Source organism: Vibrio sp. MEBiC08052 (genome assembly GCF_001506075.1).
In the GTDB taxonomy this organism is placed as follows: domain Bacteria; phylum Pseudomonadota; class Gammaproteobacteria; order Enterobacterales; family Vibrionaceae; genus Vibrio.
The window spans coordinates 2,717,882-2,734,331 of sequence record NZ_KQ947475.1; the positions used below are offsets into that span (position 1 = coordinate 2,717,882).

Genomic DNA, 16,450 nt, shown 5'->3' on the forward strand with positions numbered 1-16,450 from the left:
TCACATCCCTCGCGTTATAAAAATGGAAGACATAAAAAACGGAGCCAGATGGCTCCGTTTTTTGAGAACGCATGTCTTGTCTGAGACAGCATTACTTCTTCGCAAGTTTCTCTTTAATACGAGCAGACTTACCAGAACGTTCACGTAGATAGTACAACTTGGCACGACGTACTGCACCACGACGTTTAACTTCAATACTGTCAACAACTGGAGAATGTGTTTGGAACGTACGCTCAACACCTTCACCGTTAGAAATTTTACGAACGGTAAATGCTGAGTGAAGACCACGGTTACGAATAGCGATTACAACACCTTCAAATGCCTGTAAACGCTCACGCTCACCTTCTTTAACCTTCACTTGCACAACGACAGTATCGCCAGGTGCAAACTTAGGTAGGTCTTGTTTCATTTGCTCTTGTTCAAGAGCTTTGATGATATTACTCATTGTTAATTTTCCTAGAATAAACTGATACTCAATTAATTGAAGTTACTTAGCTTGATATTCTTGAATGAATTCAACTAGTAACTGTTCCTGTTCGTCAGTCAGAGCTAGGTTTTCCAGGAGCTCCGGTCTTCTTAGCCAAGTACGGCCTAACGACTGTTTCAGTCGCCAACGACGAATGTCACGATGATTTCCCGATGTCAATACGGTGGGAATTTCTTTCCCATCCAATACTTCCGGTCGCGTAAAATGTGGACAATCCAGCAATCCATTGGCAAAAGAATCTTCTTCTGCTGATGCAAAATCCCCAAGAACACCGGGGACAAACCGAGCTGCTGCATCAATCATAGTCATTGCTGGCAATTCACCGCCAGTCATTACAAAGTCTCCGACAGACCACTCTTCATCGACTTCAGACTCAATAATACGCTCATCGACGCCTTCGTACCGACCACAAATCAAAATTAAGTTTTCATTTGCTGCCAGTTCTTCAACCCCACATTGGTCGAGTTTTCGTCCCTGTGGAGAAAGGTATATCACTTTCGTCTTCCCGGGAGCGGATGCTTTGGCAGCATGGATGGCATCACGCAAAGGCTGTACCATCATGAGCATACCAGGCCCACCCCCATAGGGTTTATCGTCAACTGTACGATGTCTATCATGAGTAAAGTCTCTCGGATTCCAGACTTCAACTGATAGTAACCCTTTTTTTACCGCTTGACCTGTGACCCCATAATCAGTCACAGAACGAAACATTTCAGGAAAAAGGCTAATAACGCCAACCCACATCATTTTCTCGCTCTGTACCGTGGAATCAGAACCCAGGATCCCAGTCAACTTCGATCCGTTGAGCGGAGCGATCAATATTTTTAATCACTTGCTCTTCAAGGAACGGAATTAAACGTTCCTTTTGTCCAAAAGCATCTTTTAGATTCGCTTTCACAACCAAAACATCATTTGAGCCGGTTTCCATGAGGTCAACGACCTCGCCCAGATGGTAGCCACCTGTGGTGATCACCTGCATCCCAAATAATTCTCGCCAGTAGAACTCATCTTCTGACAGTTCAGGCAGTGAAGCAGAGTCAACTGAAATTTCAAAATTGGTTAAAAGATGGGAGTCTTCACGAAGATCCAATCCTTCAAGCTTAACCACCATCCCTTTGTTATGACGTTTCCAGCTTTCAATCTTGTACTCAATCCACTCTCCCTTGCGGTTGATACACCAAGGGCTATAATCAAAAATACTTTCCGGATTGTCTGTGAAGGAAAAAACCTTAAGCCAACCGCGAATGCCGTAAGTTGATCCAAACTTACCGACAACTATTTTACTTTTCGGTTCACTCATTGTGCCTTGACCTTCCATCGACATTTACTAGTCATCTATAGATAGATTAAGCCGCTTTTTGAGCGTCTTTTACTAGTTTTGCTACACGATCAGACAGAGATGCACCTTGTCCAACCCAGTGGTTTACTCGATCCAGATCAAGGCGAAGACCTTCTTCCTGACCAGATGCTGTAGGGTTGAAGAAACCTACTTTCTCGATGAAACGACCAGTAGCAGCATTGCGGCTGTCCGCAACTACAATTTGATAAAATGGACGCTTTTTAGCGCCGTGACGTGCCAAACGAATGGTTACCATATCGTCCTCTTTGCTTGCTTATATAATAAAATTAACCCCAAGAACTGTTTTTAAGAACAGCCGATTGGGGTCTCGTGCCAATTTAAAGCCCCCGAATTTTACTCTTATTGCGAGCCATTGCAAGGGCTTTAGCTATTTTTTAGCCATTGTGAATGAACATACACACAACGACAGTGTTTACCGTCCAAATGGGTTAAAGCCACCGCCTCCCATCATGCCTTGCATGTTTCTCATCATGCCTTTCATGCCGCCTTTCTGCATTTTTTTCATCATTTTCTGCATTTGCGTAAACTGCTTTAGTAATCGATTCACATCCTGAACTTGAGTCCCGGAACCAGCAGCGATTCTTTTCTTCCGAGATCCCTTAATCACATCAGGGTTCTGACGCTCTTTCATCGTCATAGAGCTGATAATCGCTTCCATCTGTTTAAACATACGATCATCCACTTTATCTTTAATGCCTTCTTTCATGTTTGCCATTCCGGGAAGTTTATCCAGCATTCCCATCATGCCACCCATATTTTGCATCTGCCCTAGCTGCTCTCGGAAGTCTTCCAAATCAAAGCCTTTTTTCTCTTTAAACTTTTGAGCAAGTTTCTGAGCTTTTTCCTGATCAACGTTACGCTGTAAATCTTCAATGAGAGAAAGAACATCCCCCATCCCCAAAATACGCGATGCGACTCGGTCAGGATGGAAAGGTTCTAAAGCATCCGTTTTTTCTCCGACACCCAAAAACTTGATTGGCTTTCCAGTCACATGACGAACAGATAGCGCTGCACCACCACGCGCATCCCCATCAACTTTGGTTAAGATCACCCCCGTCAGAGGCAGTGCATCACCAAAAGCCTTCGCAGTATTTGCTGCATCCTGCCCCGTCATTGCATCGACAACAAACAGCGTCTCGACGGGGTTAACCGCTCGATGAAGCTCCTGAATTTCAGACATCATCTGTTCATCGATAGCCAGGCGCCCTGCCGTATCGACGATTAAAACGTCGTAAAACTTTTTCCGAGCCTGATCAATGGCAGCCAAAGCAATATCAATCGGTTTCTGATCTGCGGTTGAAGGGAAAAAATCAACGCCGATATCACTTGCAAGTGTTTCCAATTGTTTGATTGCGGCAGGACGATAAACGTCTGCGGAAACAACTAAGACTTTTTTCTTATCCCGCTCTTTCAGTAATTTTGACAGCTTACCGACACTGGTTGTTTTACCTGCACCTTGTAAGCCGGCCATCAAGACGACTGCCGGTGGTTGAGCGGCAAGGTTCAGCGCCTCATTCGAGACGCCCATCACCGCTTCAAGTTCAGCTTGTACAATCTTGATGAACTCCTGTCCCGGAGTGAGTGATTTGGAGACTTCGACTCCGACGGCACTTTCTTTGACCCGACTGACAAATTCACGGATAACAGGAAGTGCGACATCAGCCTCAAGCAGAGCCATCCGCACTTCTCTCAGGGTTTCTTTGATGTTTTCTTCGGTCAAACGACCTTTACCACTGATATTCTTCAGCGTCTTGGACAAACGATCAGTTAGATTCTCAAACATACTGCATCTCTTCGCGGTGCTGTGAATTTCTATAAATTAGGTCCGAGTATACCTTAGCCAAAGCAGATAGTCATATCTGTTCAGCCATCGATATCACTTCTCTGGCCTCAATATTTTACCAAAATAGGTCATCACTCATTTCGGCTGTAAACGATTTGTTTTATGTCATTCAAAATTAAGTAGCCAACCGTGGCTCATTGACGCTTAGACATGTATAATTCATCTTCTTTACACTCTTTTTTGATGAGATATATGGATAAATTTATCGCAATAGTTGCTTCGCTTTTTTACTTTCTCGCTATTGCAACCATCATCCCGGGACTGGTCAATCAAACGGGTATCAAAGCAAAAGCCGTCTTGATTTGTGCTGCAACTGCGCTGCTGCTACATGCGTGGTTACTCAGCGATCTGATCTTTCACCCTAACGGTCAGAATTTAAGTATCCTGAACGTTGGCTCTCTCATCAGTTTCATCATTGGCTTAGTGATGAGTGGTGCGATGCTAAAAACTCGGTTGTGGTTTATGCTGCCGGTAGTTTACGGTTTTGCGGCAATTAATCTGTCGGCTGCTGCGAGTCTTCCCGGAAACTTCATCACTCATATGGAAGATAATCTGCCACTGCTGATCCATATTTTCCTGGCTCTGTTCTCTTATTCAACACTGACAATCGGTGCACTGTATGCACTCCAATTAGCTTGGCTGGATCATAAATTAAAAAAGAAAAAGTCATTAGCGATTAATCCAAACCTCCCGCCTTTACTCCAGATAGAGAGACAGCTATTCCGTATCATTTTGATCGGTAATCTGCTGTTAACCGGTACTTTAATCACCGGTTTTGTCTTCATCGAAGAAATTTTTGCTCAAGGGAAAGCTCACAAAGGTATCTTGTCGGTCATTGCTTGGGTCGTGTATACCGTACTTTTGTGGGGCCACTATCAGAGAGGATGGCGGGGAAGAAAAGTAACTTGGTTTGCGATTGCCGGTGCTTTCATTTTAACTCTGGCTTACTTCGGCAGTCGTTTTGTCCGAGAATTCATCTTACATTAACTTGTTGAAATACTTTATGGATTGACAGCAAAATAGAGCTCAGCCATAAAAGTCACAACATCAATAAAGGAAGCAATTTATTTTGGACGACATATCAACTGGTGTCTTATTTACGCTACTTGCGTGTCTTATCATCATCTCAGGATATTTCTCCGGTTCAGAAACAGGCATGATGGCATTGAACCGCTATCGCCTAAAGCATCTGGCTAAAACTGGCCATAAAGGTGCAAAGCGTGTTGAAAAACTATTAAGCCGTCCGGACCGTCTGATCGGTCTGATTCTGATCGGCAATAACTTAGTCAATATTCTAGCTTCCGCAATTGCCACGATTCTCGGAATGCGACTGGGTGGAAACCTCGGTGTTGCGATTGCAACGGGTGTTTTGACACTGGTAATTCTCGTCTTTGCCGAGGTCACACCGAAAACACTGGCAGCTCTCTATCCAGAAAAAGTGTCTTATATCAGTAGCTACCTACTGAGCATTCTTATGAAACTCCTGTCACCACTGGTGCTCTTCGTCAATTTAATTACCAACGGATTTATTAAGCTACTGGGTGTCTCAGCACGACAAAGTGGCGGTGATCATCTCAGTTCGGAAGAGCTGAGAACAGTGGTCAATGAGGCGGGAGGCCTGATTCCGAAACGACATCAAGACATGCTGTTATCTATTCTCGACTTAGAGCACGTCACCGTAAACGATATTATGGTTCCCCGTAATGAGATTACCGGCATTAATATCAATGATGACTGGAAATCGATTGTCCGTCAGTTAACTCATTCACCTCATGGTCGGGTGGTACTCTATCGGGATAATATTGACGAAGTCGTAGGGATTTTAAAACTCAGAGACCCCTTCCGTCTGATGCTTGAAAAAAACGAGTTTAATAAAGAGATGCTACTTCGAGCTGCAGATGAAGTGTACTTCATTCCGGAATCGACGCCACTCAATGTACAATTGCTGAAGTTCCAGAGAAATAAAGAACGGATTGGACTGATTGTTGATGAATATGGTGATATCAATGGCCTTGTCACGCTGGAAGATATCCTTGAAGAGATTGTCGGTGAATTTACCACCTCCATTTCTCCAAGTCTTGCGGATGAAATCACACCGCAAAGTGATGGCAGCTTCTTAATTGAAGGCAGTGCGAATATCCGGGATATCAATAAAAGCCTGAAATGGAAATTACCAACCAACGGGCCAAGAACCTTGAACGGTTTAATTTTGGAACATCTGGAAGATATTCCTCAAACCCAACTCAGTATCAATGTTGCCCAACACGCGATGGAAATTATTGATATTGAAGAAAATAGAATTAAGCTCGTCAAAGTTTTTCCGAATAGAGTCAAAAAATCGTAACCGATCATTGATTCACTTCAGTGTGTAGAAAGAACCCACACATCCATTAAAAGTAAAAAAGCTTGGCGCATTGGCCAAGCTTTTTTAATGAACAGATATAGGAAACAATCAGTCCACTTTCAGTTCCTGAAGCATTGATTCAGGTAGCGCCAGATCATCATTCTGATTCACACTGATACCACTTGAAATAACCGTTTGGGCAATATCTTTCGCCTCACCCAGAGAATGCATTGCTGCGGTTCCGCATTGATAAATGTTTAATTCCGGAATTTTGTTCTGGTCTTCGACCTTCAGTACATCCTGCATTGCAGCTAACCATGCATCGGCTACTCGCTGCTCAGAAGGCACACCAATCAAGCTCATATAAAAACCGGTCCGACATCCCATTGGGGAAATATCAATGATTTCAACACCGTCACCATTGAGATGTGCTCTCATAAAGCCTGCAAATAAGTGTTCTAATGTATGAATACCTTTCTCAGAAAGAATATCTTGATTCGGAACGGTAAAACGTAAATCAAACACCGTGATCGTATCGCCTTTAGGGGTATTCATGGTTTTAGCAACACGGACGGCTGGTGCATTCATACGCGTATGATCCACCGTAAAACTATCTAATAATGGCATAATGACAATTCTCCATTTTGACTGATTCTAAACAACCAGTATCAATTGTATCTCTTTGGTCGTACAACGTTATCTCAGATAACCTTCACTAAACTACACGTTTGATGTTTAGAGAATGAGTCATTTCCACGACAACCCGACATCTGATTATTCACATGCAGCCCGGGCTGGCTGCTCTTCCTGAGTATTCAGGTACGAAAAATACTGCTGTAAAAACGTATCGAAATCACAATGATCATCTTGTTCAATTTGATCCTGCTCCATCACGGAACGAGTGACTTCTTCTTCCATCAACTTTTGCGAGTAATGCTGATAATTATGCGTCAGATGATACTGACGATAAACTTCACCAAACGCTCTGCCCGTTTTGCCTAATCCACCAGACTGTTTAATCTGTTCCAATAGCTGTCCGGATAACGTATTTTCCGGCTGATCAATGCAAACAGATAACTGCTGGCAAACATCCTGATAAGCGTGATCACCCGCAGCTTGATCCATCCATTCAGCGACAAGTTTCAATTCACCGAAAACACGCTTCGCCCAAGCTTGTAAAGTCAGCACCTCACCATGACACCCGATTTGCAGCTCTAATCCGGGCTTTCTTCCTTCCAGAATCACTTTTTGCCAGTTTTCTCTCCAGCAATTTAACTCACAGTCATTCATCGGTTCTGAGTCTGATAAAGCAGCCCACGTCAGGAACAGATCCAAGAAACGTATTTGGGTTTCAGTAATCCCTATCGGACTAAATGGATTCACATCCAACGAGCGTACTTCAATATATTCAATGCCTCGGTTAGCCAATGCTTCAGAAGGTTTTTCGCCACTCTGGGTCACACGCTTGGGCCGAATCGGAGCATATAATTCGTTTTCGATTTGAAGCACATTACTATTCAGCTGACGGTACTCACCATTCACTTTTACACCGATCTGAGCAAACTCTTCCGATGGTGAATGAATCGCCTGACGCAGTCCTTCAAGATATTCTTCGAGACTATTGAAACCAATTTTGAGAATACTTTGAGCACTATTGGTATAACCTAAATCACTCAGTCGCAAGGAAGTTGCATGGGGCAGGTATAACGTTTCACCGATGTTTTCAAAAGGCAATGATGTTTCACGGCCTTTGATAAATGATGAACATAATGCAGGTGATGCCCCAAACAGATAAGGCAGCAACCAGCCAAATCGATAGTAGTTTCGAATCACGCCCAGATAAGCTTCTGACTTAGAAGCACAGCGTTCACTGTCTGATTGTGTACCGAATAAAGCGTCCCAGAAGGTTTCCGGAAAAGAAAAATTGAAATGGACACCAGAAATAATCTGCATCAGACTGCCGTAACGATTTTTTAATCCCTGACGATACAGCGTTTTCATCTTACCGATATTCGACGTCCCATATTTGGCAAGTTCGATATTCTCTTCATCGCCGACATAACAGGGCATCGAGAGCGGCCATAACCCCTCGTCATCAATCGTGACCTGAGCAAAACAATGGATGTCAGACAGCTGCTGAACCAATGTCGAAATATCCTGACTCACTGGTGTAATAAACTCCAGCAACTGCTCTGCAAAGTCTGTGGTAATAAACTGATTGGTTAATGCGGAACCAAGTGCTTCCGGATGCGGTGTTTGTACTAAATGTCCGTCCTTGGTATATCGTAACGTCTCTCGCTCAACACCCCGATTAAAAGCGTTGACGATACCCGGTTGTTGAGCAACCAACTTTAGTCGTGTGGCAAAATTAGTCAAAATATTATTCGCTTCTTGTTCGTTTGTCGTACCAAGTCAGAAAATCCCAAGACACACCGACAATATAATAAGCTTCTTGTGTAGTCTTTATGTGTACTCTAGTGGACGATTTCAAGATCTTCCATCGGGATTTTTAACTTTTCTAACTTCGGTTTTAGGGTCTTCATGTCACCCACAACAATAATCTGATAATCCTTCGGATTGAACCATTTTTTTGCCAGTTGATCCAATACATCTCGATCGACAGTCGCAACAATTTGATTTCTCTGCTGAAGATAATCATGTTCCAAACTATATGCCATAATACCATTCAACAATTGAGATTTCTGTGATGGTGTTTCATAAGCTAAGGCATCTTGCTGTCCGATAGCAAGGCGCATAAAACGCATCTCTTCAGCCGTCATACCCGATTGGCTGTAACGCTGCATTTCCCGCTGCATTTCCCGAATTGCATTCACTGTCGCATTCTTGCGAACCGAGGCACTATAGGTCATCACACCGATTTCCCGGTTTCCCGCCAGCGTGCTGTTCACGCCATAGGTATAGCCTTTGTCCTCTCTCAGGTTCTGATTCATCCGGCTGTTAAAGTTTCCGGCCAAATTAAAATTCGCCAGCTGTGTCAGGAACTGCTCACCAGTCGCATCAAACGGTAATCCTCGACGTACATAACGAACAATACTCTGCAAAGCACCGGGTTTGTCAACAAGATAGATTTTCTGTCCATGCAGTTCAGGGACAATTTGGGGATCCAACAACGGCGCATCATCACCTTGCCATTCCGATAAAAAAGCAACGGACTTAATTGCATCTTGCTTGGAAATATCACCAACGACAGCGATCTGGGTACCATGTGGCGTATAATGCTGACGATAAAAAGACTTCACATCATCTAAAGTGATTGCAGCAAGCGACGTTTCAGTCCCCTCACTGATCCGGGCAAACAACGAATCACCGAACAACACTTGCTGAGTAGCTTGTGAGGCGAGCCAACCCAATTTTTGGTGTTGATAAATCGCACCTTGAATCATTTGATTTTGAATCCGCTTAAAATCTGACACGGCAAACTTAGGCTGGAATAGCATCTCATCAACAATGGCCAGTGTTTGAGTCAAATTCTTACTCAAACTCGACACGGTAATACGCGTGGTATAAGTTTGCGTATCAACAGAAATCACAGAGCCGAGTTTATCCAGCTCAGATTGTATTTGCTCGGCTGAGTGAGTCAGACTCCCTTCAGATAATAGGAGAGCCGTTAATTCAGCCAGCCCCTCTTTTCCCTGAGGAACAAAGCGATTTCCTGCCGGTAAATTAATGTTCACCAACACCGTCGGGGTTTCTGTCGTGACCGTCCCCATCAGCTCAATCCCATTTTCATAATACGCACTGTAGAGCTTCGGCATGTGCAGTGTCACAGGCCCAGATACTGAAGGAATCACCGAGCGGTCAAAAGAGTCGCCAACGGTTCGCAGTGCCAGAGCCTGATCATCAATATGACGAGGAGCAGCACTGATATGCTTGGGCGCGACAAAGTTTGCAGACCTGACGGCCAGATTATTCTTACCTTGTGGCACAACACTTAAAGTCACTTTGTGATGATTGACCATAAATTGTCGCAGCACGCGCTGAACCGAAGCAGAAGAAACCATGTCAAGATCACCCAGCTCCTGCTGTAGCCGATCCGGCTGGCCGAAGAATGTCTGATTGCTGGCTAACTGAGCAACCTTACCCTTGACACTTTCCAAGGCAAAAACTGCATTGGCTTTTGCCATGCCTTTAATTTCATCCAGCCGCTCTTGTACAACACCTTGCTGTTCGAGCTTTCTGACAATGCTGAGTAGCTGCTGAGATAATTGTTGCAAATCATGCTGCTTGTCCGATGGCGCCACCGCATAAATATAGAATGTACAGGCAAGCTCACCACACTTCTGAAAAGCACCGGCGCTTAACGCTTGCTGAGTTTTAACCAGTGACTGATAGAGTAAACTGTTATTACCATCACCAAGCACCTGAGCCAGAACATCCAGTGAAGCCTGGCTTTTCGCTCCTTCATATTCCGTCGGCCACCCAATCACAACCATCGGCTGTTGGATACGATCCTCCATCGTGACATATCGGTCTGCCGGCAAAGTAACCGGACGTTTTGGGGCAGACTTGACCTCCGGTCCTTTCGGGATCGGGCCGAAATACTTGGCGACCCAAGCTAATGTTTGTTCAACATCAATATCCCCCCCAATGGTCAAAACAGCATTATTCGGGCCATACCAACGGAGAAAGAATGCTTTTAAATCATTGACATCAACATGATCCAAATCCTGTACATATCCGATCGACTGCCATGAATAAGGATGCCCCGGGGGAAACATTGCTTCGCCCATTTTTTCCCACATCAAGCCATAGGGACGATTATCATAATTCTGAGCCCGCTCATTTTTAACGGTGTCACGCTGAATTTCGAATTTTCTTTGAGAGACAGCATCCAGCAAGAAGCCCATCCGATCAGACTCAAGCCACAGCACTTTTTCAAGCTGGTTAGAAGGCACCGTTTCATAATAATTAGTACGATCCTGATTGGTAGACCCATTCAAAGAACCACCCGCTTCGGTAATTAACTTAAAGTGCTGTTGATCCTGCACATGTTTTGAGCCTTGAAACATCATATGTTCAAAAAAATGAGCAAATCCGGTTCTGCCCTGAGATTCTCTGGCAGAACCGACATGATAAGTGACATCGACATGTACTAATGGATCAGAATGATCCGGAGATAGAATCACTGTCAGGCCATTGGCTAATTTATATTTAGAATACGGAATTTGAACTTTCCCGGGTTGAGGTAACTGCTTGTCAACCAAAGTCACACCTTGAGGGAGAGCGTCAGAATCACGAACGGAAGAACAACCGGAAAAAACCGCCAGACAGAGAAGGCAAAGCAATAGCTTTCTCATCTTATCTCCTTAAAACAAACCATAAAATAACGCAGCCAATATGGCATATCGAATCGCTTTACCAATCAGGATCAAACACATAGAAGGAAGAAAGCGCATCCGCAGCCAGCCAGCGGCAATACACATAGCATCGCCAATCACAGGTAACCAACTAAATAACAAAGCCCAGTAGCCATATTGTCTCAACCAAGCTAAAGACTTCTGACCGCGTTTATTCTCCTGAGTTCGATTCGGCAGCCATATTCCGATCCAATAGTTCACCATGCCACCAAGCGTATTGCCCAAAGTGGCCACAGCAATAATCGTTAAGGTCGGATATTGATGAAGATTGAGGGTCGCAATTAAAGCTGCTTCAGAGCCGCCCGGTAGAATGGTAGCACTGAGAAAGCCACCAATGAATAGTATCCAAAGTGCTGATTCCTCAAGAGAAAGACCGAATCCTGAAAAAAATGTTTCCAAGCATTCTAACATTGCATATCAAGCAAAATTTTGCCTCGAGTATGGCCTGTTGCAACTTGACGATGCGCTTCTTGCACCTCATGCAGCGGATAAATATGCTGAATTTCTGTTTTCAGTAGACCGACACCGACCATATAGAGCATGGTATCCAGTTGTTCAGGATCCGGATCAACCAGCATTCCCATAGCATGGAAGCCGAGTAACTTGGCCTTTTCACAAATCATCTCAGCAGTCACCGTCGGTACGGTGACAACCGTTGCCTGATCTCTTAAACACTTCAAGGCATCCAATGCAACCTGCCCACCGACCAAATCGATCAGCACGTCCACATCTTCCAGCCGTTCAGATACCGGTGCAAAGTTATAATTAATTGCATGCGCGCCCAGCGTTGCCAGATAATCAAGATTCTCTTCACTGCACGTGGTGTAAACTTCAGCTTTGGCAGCCACAGCGATCTGAACCGCTAAATGCCCGACCCCACCGGCTCCGGCAAGAATCAACACCCGATCACCTTCTTTCACCTGTGCTTTATTTAATGCCTGAACCGCTGTTTGACCAGCCAGTGGCAATACGGCAGCCGCTTCCAGTGTAACCGAAGGCGGCACATAACTTAATTCACTTTCAGGCACACAGACATATTGACTGTAGCCACCGCCCTTCAAAGGAAAACCAATAAAGCCAGCGACAAAATCATTCATCTGAAACCGTTCAGCGTCTTGGCCACACCGAACCACGGTCCCGGAAATATCATAACCGGGCACCCATGGCAGTTGATCTTTATTCTGATCTGCAGCCCATCCTAAACCGGATCTGGTTTTTACATCGATTGGGTTGATACCAGCAAAAGCAACTTTGACCAAAACTTCTCCGGCTCCGGGTTCTGGTATCGAATTGGATTGAATCACCAATACATCTTCGTCACCAAACTGGGTTATCGCAATTTGCTTGTTATCCATATCCAAAGTTCCTTTATCTATTCGTATCGATGCAAAAATCAAAGGAATACCCTGAGGTATTCCTTTGAATATATATCATTTTGCCCTGTATCGTGAACCTCTGGCGGTAAATTTGCAGAAAAATTAACCGACTAGCGCCAAAAGAATACCCGCAGCAACCGCAGATCCTAAAACACCAGCCACATTGGGCCCCATCGCGTGCATCAGTAAAAAGTTCTGTGGGTTTGCCTGCAATCCGACCTTATTCACCACCCGGGCAGCCATCGGAACAGCGGAGACCCCCGCGGCACCAATCAGCGGATTAATATTTTCTTTAGATAACTTATTCAATAATTTAGCCATCAACACCCCACCGGCGGTCCCGATACTAAATGCCACAGCGCCTAACGCAAGAATGCCTAATGTTTCAAGATTTAAAAACTTATCGGACTGTAATTTAGAACCAACCCCTAAGCCAAGGAAGATCGTCACGATATTAATCAGTTCATTCTGAGCGGTTTTTGATAAACGCTCTACTACCCCAACTTCCCGCATGAGATTGCCGAGACAAAACATGCCGACTAAAGGCGTGGCTGACGGCAAAAAGAGGATCGTCATCAATAACACCAGCATCGGGAAGAAGATTTTCTCTAGCTTGCCAACATACCGCAATTGTGCCATTTGTATTTGCCGTTCTGCCGGTGTGGTCAGCGCTTTCATGATCGGTGGCTGAATAATCGGCACTAAAGCCATATAGCTATATGCAGCAACTGCAATCGCCCCTAATAAATCAGGCGATAAGCGACTTGCAAGAAATATCGCTGTCGGCCCATCAGCCCCACCAATGATTGCAATTGACGAAGCATCAGCCATGGAGAATTCCATGCCCGGCACCAAATTGAGTAAAATCGCGCCAATCAAGGTGGCAAAAATTCCCAATTGAGCCGCAGCACCCAACCATAACGTCTTCGGATTCGCGATCAGTGCGCCAAAATCAGTCATCGCACCGACACCCATAAAGATCAGCAACGGGAATACGCCTGACTCAATACCAACATGATAGATGTAATAGAGTAATCCACCCGGCTCGGTAAAGCCTGCGTTGGGAATATTGGCTAAAATGGCACCAAAGCCAATCGGCAATAGCAGTAAGGGTTCAAACCCTTTAGCAACCGCTAAAAATAGCAACAGACATCCGACAAGGATCATGCAAATCTGACCAAATTCAAAATTTGCAATACCGGTCTCTGCCCATAAGGTTAGTAATCCGTCCATGAGTCACCCTTATGCCAAACTGAATAGCGGTGAACCGACATGCACCGAGTCACCTTCTTTCACCAAAACGTCCTGTACGGTTCCATTTTTAGCGGCACGAACCTCGGTCTCCATTTTCATCGCTTCTAATACAATCAACACATCTCCCTCATTCACGGGATGACCGGGCAAAGCATTCACTTTAAAAATCGTTCCCGCCAAAGGCGCAGCAATCACCTCGGCATCACTTTTCGGGGCCGTCTCGCTTAGTTGTGGCGCAGCTGATGTCACGGAAGTTAACTGGCCTTGAGGGCCGACTTCAACTTCATAGACTTGACCATCGACTTTCACACTATAAGTTTCAACCCCTTGAGTGCCAGATACAGCACTTGGCGCAGCTTTTACCGCTGTTGCCTCTTCAATGGTCGGTAATGGCTCAAACGCATCAGGGTTATTTCTGTTTTTGAGAAACTTCAAGCCAACCTGAGGGAAAAGCGCATACGTCAGAACATCATCGACCACAGACTCGGCCAAATCGATACCTTCAACTTTGGCTTTCTCAGTCAACTCATTGGTCAATATCGCCATTTCAGACTCAATCAAGTCCGCTGGGCGGCAAGTAATTGGCTGTTGGCCTTCAAGTACCCGAGCCTGAAGTTCAGCATTGACAGGGGCAGGTGCAGCACCATACTCCCCTTTCAGAACCCCGGCAGTTTCTTTGGTTATGCTCTTATAACGTTCCCCCATGAGCACGTTAATCACAGCCTGAGTCCCGACAATTTGTGATGTCGGTGTGACCAAAGGGATATAACCGAGATCATGGCGAACTTTCGGAATTTCAGCCAAGACTTCATCAATACGATCGGCCGCACCTTGATCCTTTAACTGACCTTCCATATTGGTGAGCATTCCACCGGGCACCTGAGCGATCAGGATGCGAGAATCAACCCCTTTAAGCTGCCCTTCCCATTTCGCGTATTTTTTACGGACATCACGAAAATAAGTTGCAATGGGTTCCAGCTGCGCCAGAGAAAGTCCTGTATCTCGCTCACTCTGTTCTAACATGGCAACAACCGTCTCGGTCGGTGTGTGTCCATAGGTCTGACTCATCGATGAAATCGCTGTATCTAAAATATCGATTCCCGCTTCAACGGCTTTGATGGCTGTTGCGGTCGATAAACCCGTGGTCGCATGGCAATGCAGCGCTAACGGCACATCACAAGACTGTTTAATTCTCCGGATTAACGTTTCCGCTTCATAAGGTTTCAACAATCCTGACATGTCTTTAATACATAAAGAATGACACCCCAGATCTTCCAGACGCTTCGCCAGATCAACCCACACATCAATGTTATGAACAGGGCTCGTAGTATAAGAAAGCGTACCCTGTGCGTGCGCCCCGACATCGATCGTCGATTGAACCGCTTTCTTGAAGTTACGCACATCGTTCATCGCATCAAAAATTCGAAACACGTCCATCCCATTACGATGCGCCCGCTCGACAAACTTTTCGACGACATCATCAGCGTAATGACGATATCCCAATAAATTCTGACCACGCAAAAGCATCTGCATCGGGGTTTTCGGCATGGCTTGTTTCAGCGTTCTGAGCCGCTCCCACGGATCTTCTCCCAGAAAGCGAATACAAGCATCGAATGTAGCGCCTCCCCAAGTTTCTAAAGACCAATAACCAACCTGATCAAGCGCTGATGCGATGGGTAACATATCTTCAATACGCATCCGGGTCGCAAACAAAGACTGATGCGCGTCACGGAGAACGACATCAGTAAGTGCCAATGGTTTAGACATACAACACTCCTATTTATACTATTTATGTTTGGCTGATGAGCGATATTGGTGTACAGCTGCTGAAATGGCAGCAACAACCTGAGGGCTAACATCCGTTGAATGGGTAAGCGTCTGTGGAGACTGACTGACGTCAGGCGGTAATGGTGGCGTATCTTGAGGAACAATCTTGGACATCAGAGTAACGAGATAGACCATGATCGTCAGAAATGCGAAGACGACCAGCATTCCTGTCATCATTAAGGTAGCAGCTTCCGACAATAAGCTTCCTATATGACTCATTCTATTTCCTTTTCATCGATTTTCTGGGTAGGGTATTTGTTAAACATCCGTATCAACAAACTTAAACGGGCCCCTCCAATTTTGACTGGCGTTATTTCACCATACACATGGTCGAAAACCCGAATATCACATCAAAAATTCAACGCGAACAGTATCGAATAAAGTTTATGCAAATGCTGAGAGAAAGATAGAAAAAAGGAATAAATCAAGACGACAATACGTGAGTAAGCTATCAAAAAATAAAAGAATAATCGAAAAGCAGATAATAGAAATATAAAGAAATGGCGCGCTCGGAAGGATTCGAACCTTCGACCGCCTGGTTCGTAGCCAGGTACTCTATCCAGCTGAGCTACGAGCGCGCT

The 16,450-nt window shown here is 44.9% G+C and carries 15 protein-coding genes and 1 tRNA gene; 2 read left to right on the forward strand and 14 right to left on the reverse strand.

Going from position 1 to position 16,450, the window contains the following annotated elements; translation table 11 throughout:
- Positions 1–91: 91 nt before the first annotated feature.
- The 5 genes from rplS to ffh all read right to left on the reverse strand — a co-directional run bounded on the left by rplS (position 92) and on the right by ffh (position 3,630).
- On the reverse strand, positions 92–445 hold the full coding sequence (gene rplS, locus VRK_RS11830; RefSeq protein ID WP_059121560.1) for a 50S ribosomal protein L19: 354 nt from the start codon (positions 443–445) through the stop codon (positions 92–94).
- Between the two features lie 42 nt (positions 446–487).
- A complete protein-coding gene (trmD, locus tag VRK_RS11835; RefSeq protein ID WP_059122750.1) occupies positions 488–1,231 on the reverse strand; it encodes a tRNA (guanosine(37)-N1)-methyltransferase TrmD in 744 nt (247 codons plus the stop codon).
- Between the two features lie 25 nt (positions 1,232–1,256).
- Entirely contained in the window at positions 1,257–1,811 is a 555-nt protein-coding gene (gene rimM, locus VRK_RS11840) for a ribosome maturation factor RimM (protein WP_059121561.1), read from the reverse strand.
- Positions 1,812–1,833: 22 nt separating this feature from the next.
- Positions 1,834–2,082 (reverse strand): 30S ribosomal protein S16, encoded by a 249-nt coding sequence (gene rpsP, locus VRK_RS11845; RefSeq protein ID WP_059121562.1) that lies wholly within the window; start codon positions 2,080–2,082, stop codon positions 1,834–1,836.
- A gap of 177 nt (positions 2,083–2,259) precedes the next feature.
- Positions 2,260–3,630 (reverse strand): signal recognition particle protein, encoded by a 1,371-nt coding sequence (gene ffh / locus VRK_RS11850; protein ID WP_059121563.1) that lies wholly within the window; start codon positions 3,628–3,630, stop codon positions 2,260–2,262.
- Between the two features lie 252 nt (positions 3,631–3,882).
- Here ffh and VRK_RS11855 point away from each other — a divergent pair, with 252 nt between their 5' ends.
- Together VRK_RS11855 and VRK_RS11860 are read left to right on the forward strand one after the other, a co-directional pair.
- Complete coding sequence (locus VRK_RS11855; RefSeq protein ID WP_059121564.1) at positions 3,883–4,677, forward strand: cytochrome C assembly family protein; 795 nt, start codon at positions 3,883–3,885, stop codon at positions 4,675–4,677.
- Positions 4,678–4,759: 82 nt separating this feature from the next.
- Positions 4,760–6,034, forward strand: coding sequence for an HlyC/CorC family transporter (locus tag VRK_RS11860; protein ID WP_059121565.1), 1,275 nt, complete (start codon positions 4,760–4,762; stop codon positions 6,032–6,034).
- A gap of 108 nt (positions 6,035–6,142) precedes the next feature.
- On the opposite strand, the gene luxS is transcribed toward VRK_RS11860, so the two are convergent.
- The 9 genes from luxS to VRK_RS11905 form a co-directional block, all read right to left on the reverse strand.
- Positions 6,143–6,661: an S-ribosylhomocysteine lyase gene (gene luxS / locus VRK_RS11865; RefSeq protein ID WP_059121566.1), complete on the reverse strand. Its 519-nt coding sequence runs from the start codon at positions 6,659–6,661 to the stop codon at positions 6,143–6,145.
- A gap of 147 nt (positions 6,662–6,808) precedes the next feature.
- On the reverse strand, positions 6,809–8,410 hold the full coding sequence (gshA, locus tag VRK_RS11870; protein WP_059121567.1) for a glutamate--cysteine ligase: 1,602 nt from the start codon (positions 8,408–8,410) through the stop codon (positions 6,809–6,811).
- Between the two features lie 98 nt (positions 8,411–8,508).
- A complete protein-coding gene (locus VRK_RS11875) occupies positions 8,509–11,352 on the reverse strand; it encodes a M16 family metallopeptidase (protein ID WP_059121568.1) in 2,844 nt (947 codons plus the stop codon).
- Between the two features lie 9 nt (positions 11,353–11,361).
- On the reverse strand, positions 11,362–11,823 hold the full coding sequence (locus VRK_RS11880; protein ID WP_059121569.1) for a YqaA family protein: 462 nt from the start codon (positions 11,821–11,823) through the stop codon (positions 11,362–11,364).
- Positions 11,817–12,767, reverse strand: coding sequence for an NADP-dependent oxidoreductase (locus VRK_RS11885; protein ID WP_059121570.1), 951 nt, complete (start codon positions 12,765–12,767; stop codon positions 11,817–11,819). The genes VRK_RS11880 and VRK_RS11885 overlap by 7 nt, the downstream gene beginning before the upstream one ends.
- Positions 12,768–12,890: 123 nt before the next feature.
- Positions 12,891–14,021 carry a sodium ion-translocating decarboxylase subunit beta gene (locus VRK_RS11890; protein WP_059121571.1) on the reverse strand — a complete coding sequence of 377 codons (1,131 nt, stop codon included), beginning with the start codon at positions 14,019–14,021 and terminating at the stop codon, positions 12,891–12,893.
- 9 nt (positions 14,022–14,030) lie between these two features.
- Positions 14,031–15,809, reverse strand: a complete 1,779-nt coding sequence (gene oadA / locus VRK_RS11895; protein ID WP_059121572.1) for a sodium-extruding oxaloacetate decarboxylase subunit alpha — start codon at positions 15,807–15,809, stop codon at positions 14,031–14,033.
- An 18-nt stretch (positions 15,810–15,827) separates the two neighbouring features.
- Positions 15,828–16,088 carry an oxaloacetate decarboxylase subunit gamma gene (locus VRK_RS11900; RefSeq protein ID WP_059121573.1) on the reverse strand — a complete coding sequence of 87 codons (261 nt, stop codon included), beginning with the start codon at positions 16,086–16,088 and terminating at the stop codon, positions 15,828–15,830.
- Positions 16,089–16,370: 282 nt separating this feature from the next.
- A tRNA-Arg gene (locus VRK_RS11905) sits at positions 16,371–16,447 on the reverse strand.
- Between the last annotated feature and the right edge of the window lie 3 nt (positions 16,448–16,450).

Bases quoted from the DNA above. Each gene is read 5' to 3' on its own strand.
- rplS (WP_059121560.1), bottom strand. From the start codon at position 445: ATGAGTAATATCATCAAAGCTCTTGAACAAGAGCAAATGAAACAAGAC.
- oadA (WP_059121572.1), bottom strand. From the start codon at position 15,809: ATGTCTAAACCATTGGCACTTACTGATGTCGTTCTCCGTGACGCGCAT.
- VRK_RS11890 (WP_059121571.1), bottom strand. From the start codon at position 14,021: ATGGACGGATTACTAACCTTATGGGCAGAGACCGGTATTGCAAATTTT.
- rimM (WP_059121561.1), bottom strand. From the start codon at position 1,811: ATGTCGATGGAAGGTCAAGGCACAATGAGTGAACCGAAAAGTAAAATA.
- VRK_RS11875 (WP_059121568.1), bottom strand. From the start codon at position 11,352: ATGAGAAAGCTATTGCTTTGCCTTCTCTGTCTGGCGGTTTTTTCCGGT.
- VRK_RS11900 (WP_059121573.1), bottom strand. From the start codon at position 16,088: ATGAGTCATATAGGAAGCTTATTGTCGGAAGCTGCTACCTTAATGATG.
- trmD (WP_059122750.1), bottom strand. From the start codon at position 1,231: ATGTGGGTTGGCGTTATTAGCCTTTTTCCTGAAATGTTTCGTTCTGTG.
- ffh (WP_059121563.1), bottom strand. From the start codon at position 3,630: ATGTTTGAGAATCTAACTGATCGTTTGTCCAAGACGCTGAAGAATATC.
- VRK_RS11855 (WP_059121564.1), top strand. From the start codon at position 3,883: ATGGATAAATTTATCGCAATAGTTGCTTCGCTTTTTTACTTTCTCGCT.
- luxS (WP_059121566.1), bottom strand. From the start codon at position 6,661: ATGCCATTATTAGATAGTTTTACGGTGGATCATACGCGTATGAATGCA.
- VRK_RS11880 (WP_059121569.1), bottom strand. From the start codon at position 11,823: ATGTTAGAATGCTTGGAAACATTTTTTTCAGGATTCGGTCTTTCTCTT.
- VRK_RS11885 (WP_059121570.1), bottom strand. From the start codon at position 12,767: ATGGATAACAAGCAAATTGCGATAACCCAGTTTGGTGACGAAGATGTA.
- rpsP (WP_059121562.1), bottom strand. From the start codon at position 2,082: ATGGTAACCATTCGTTTGGCACGTCACGGCGCTAAAAAGCGTCCATTT.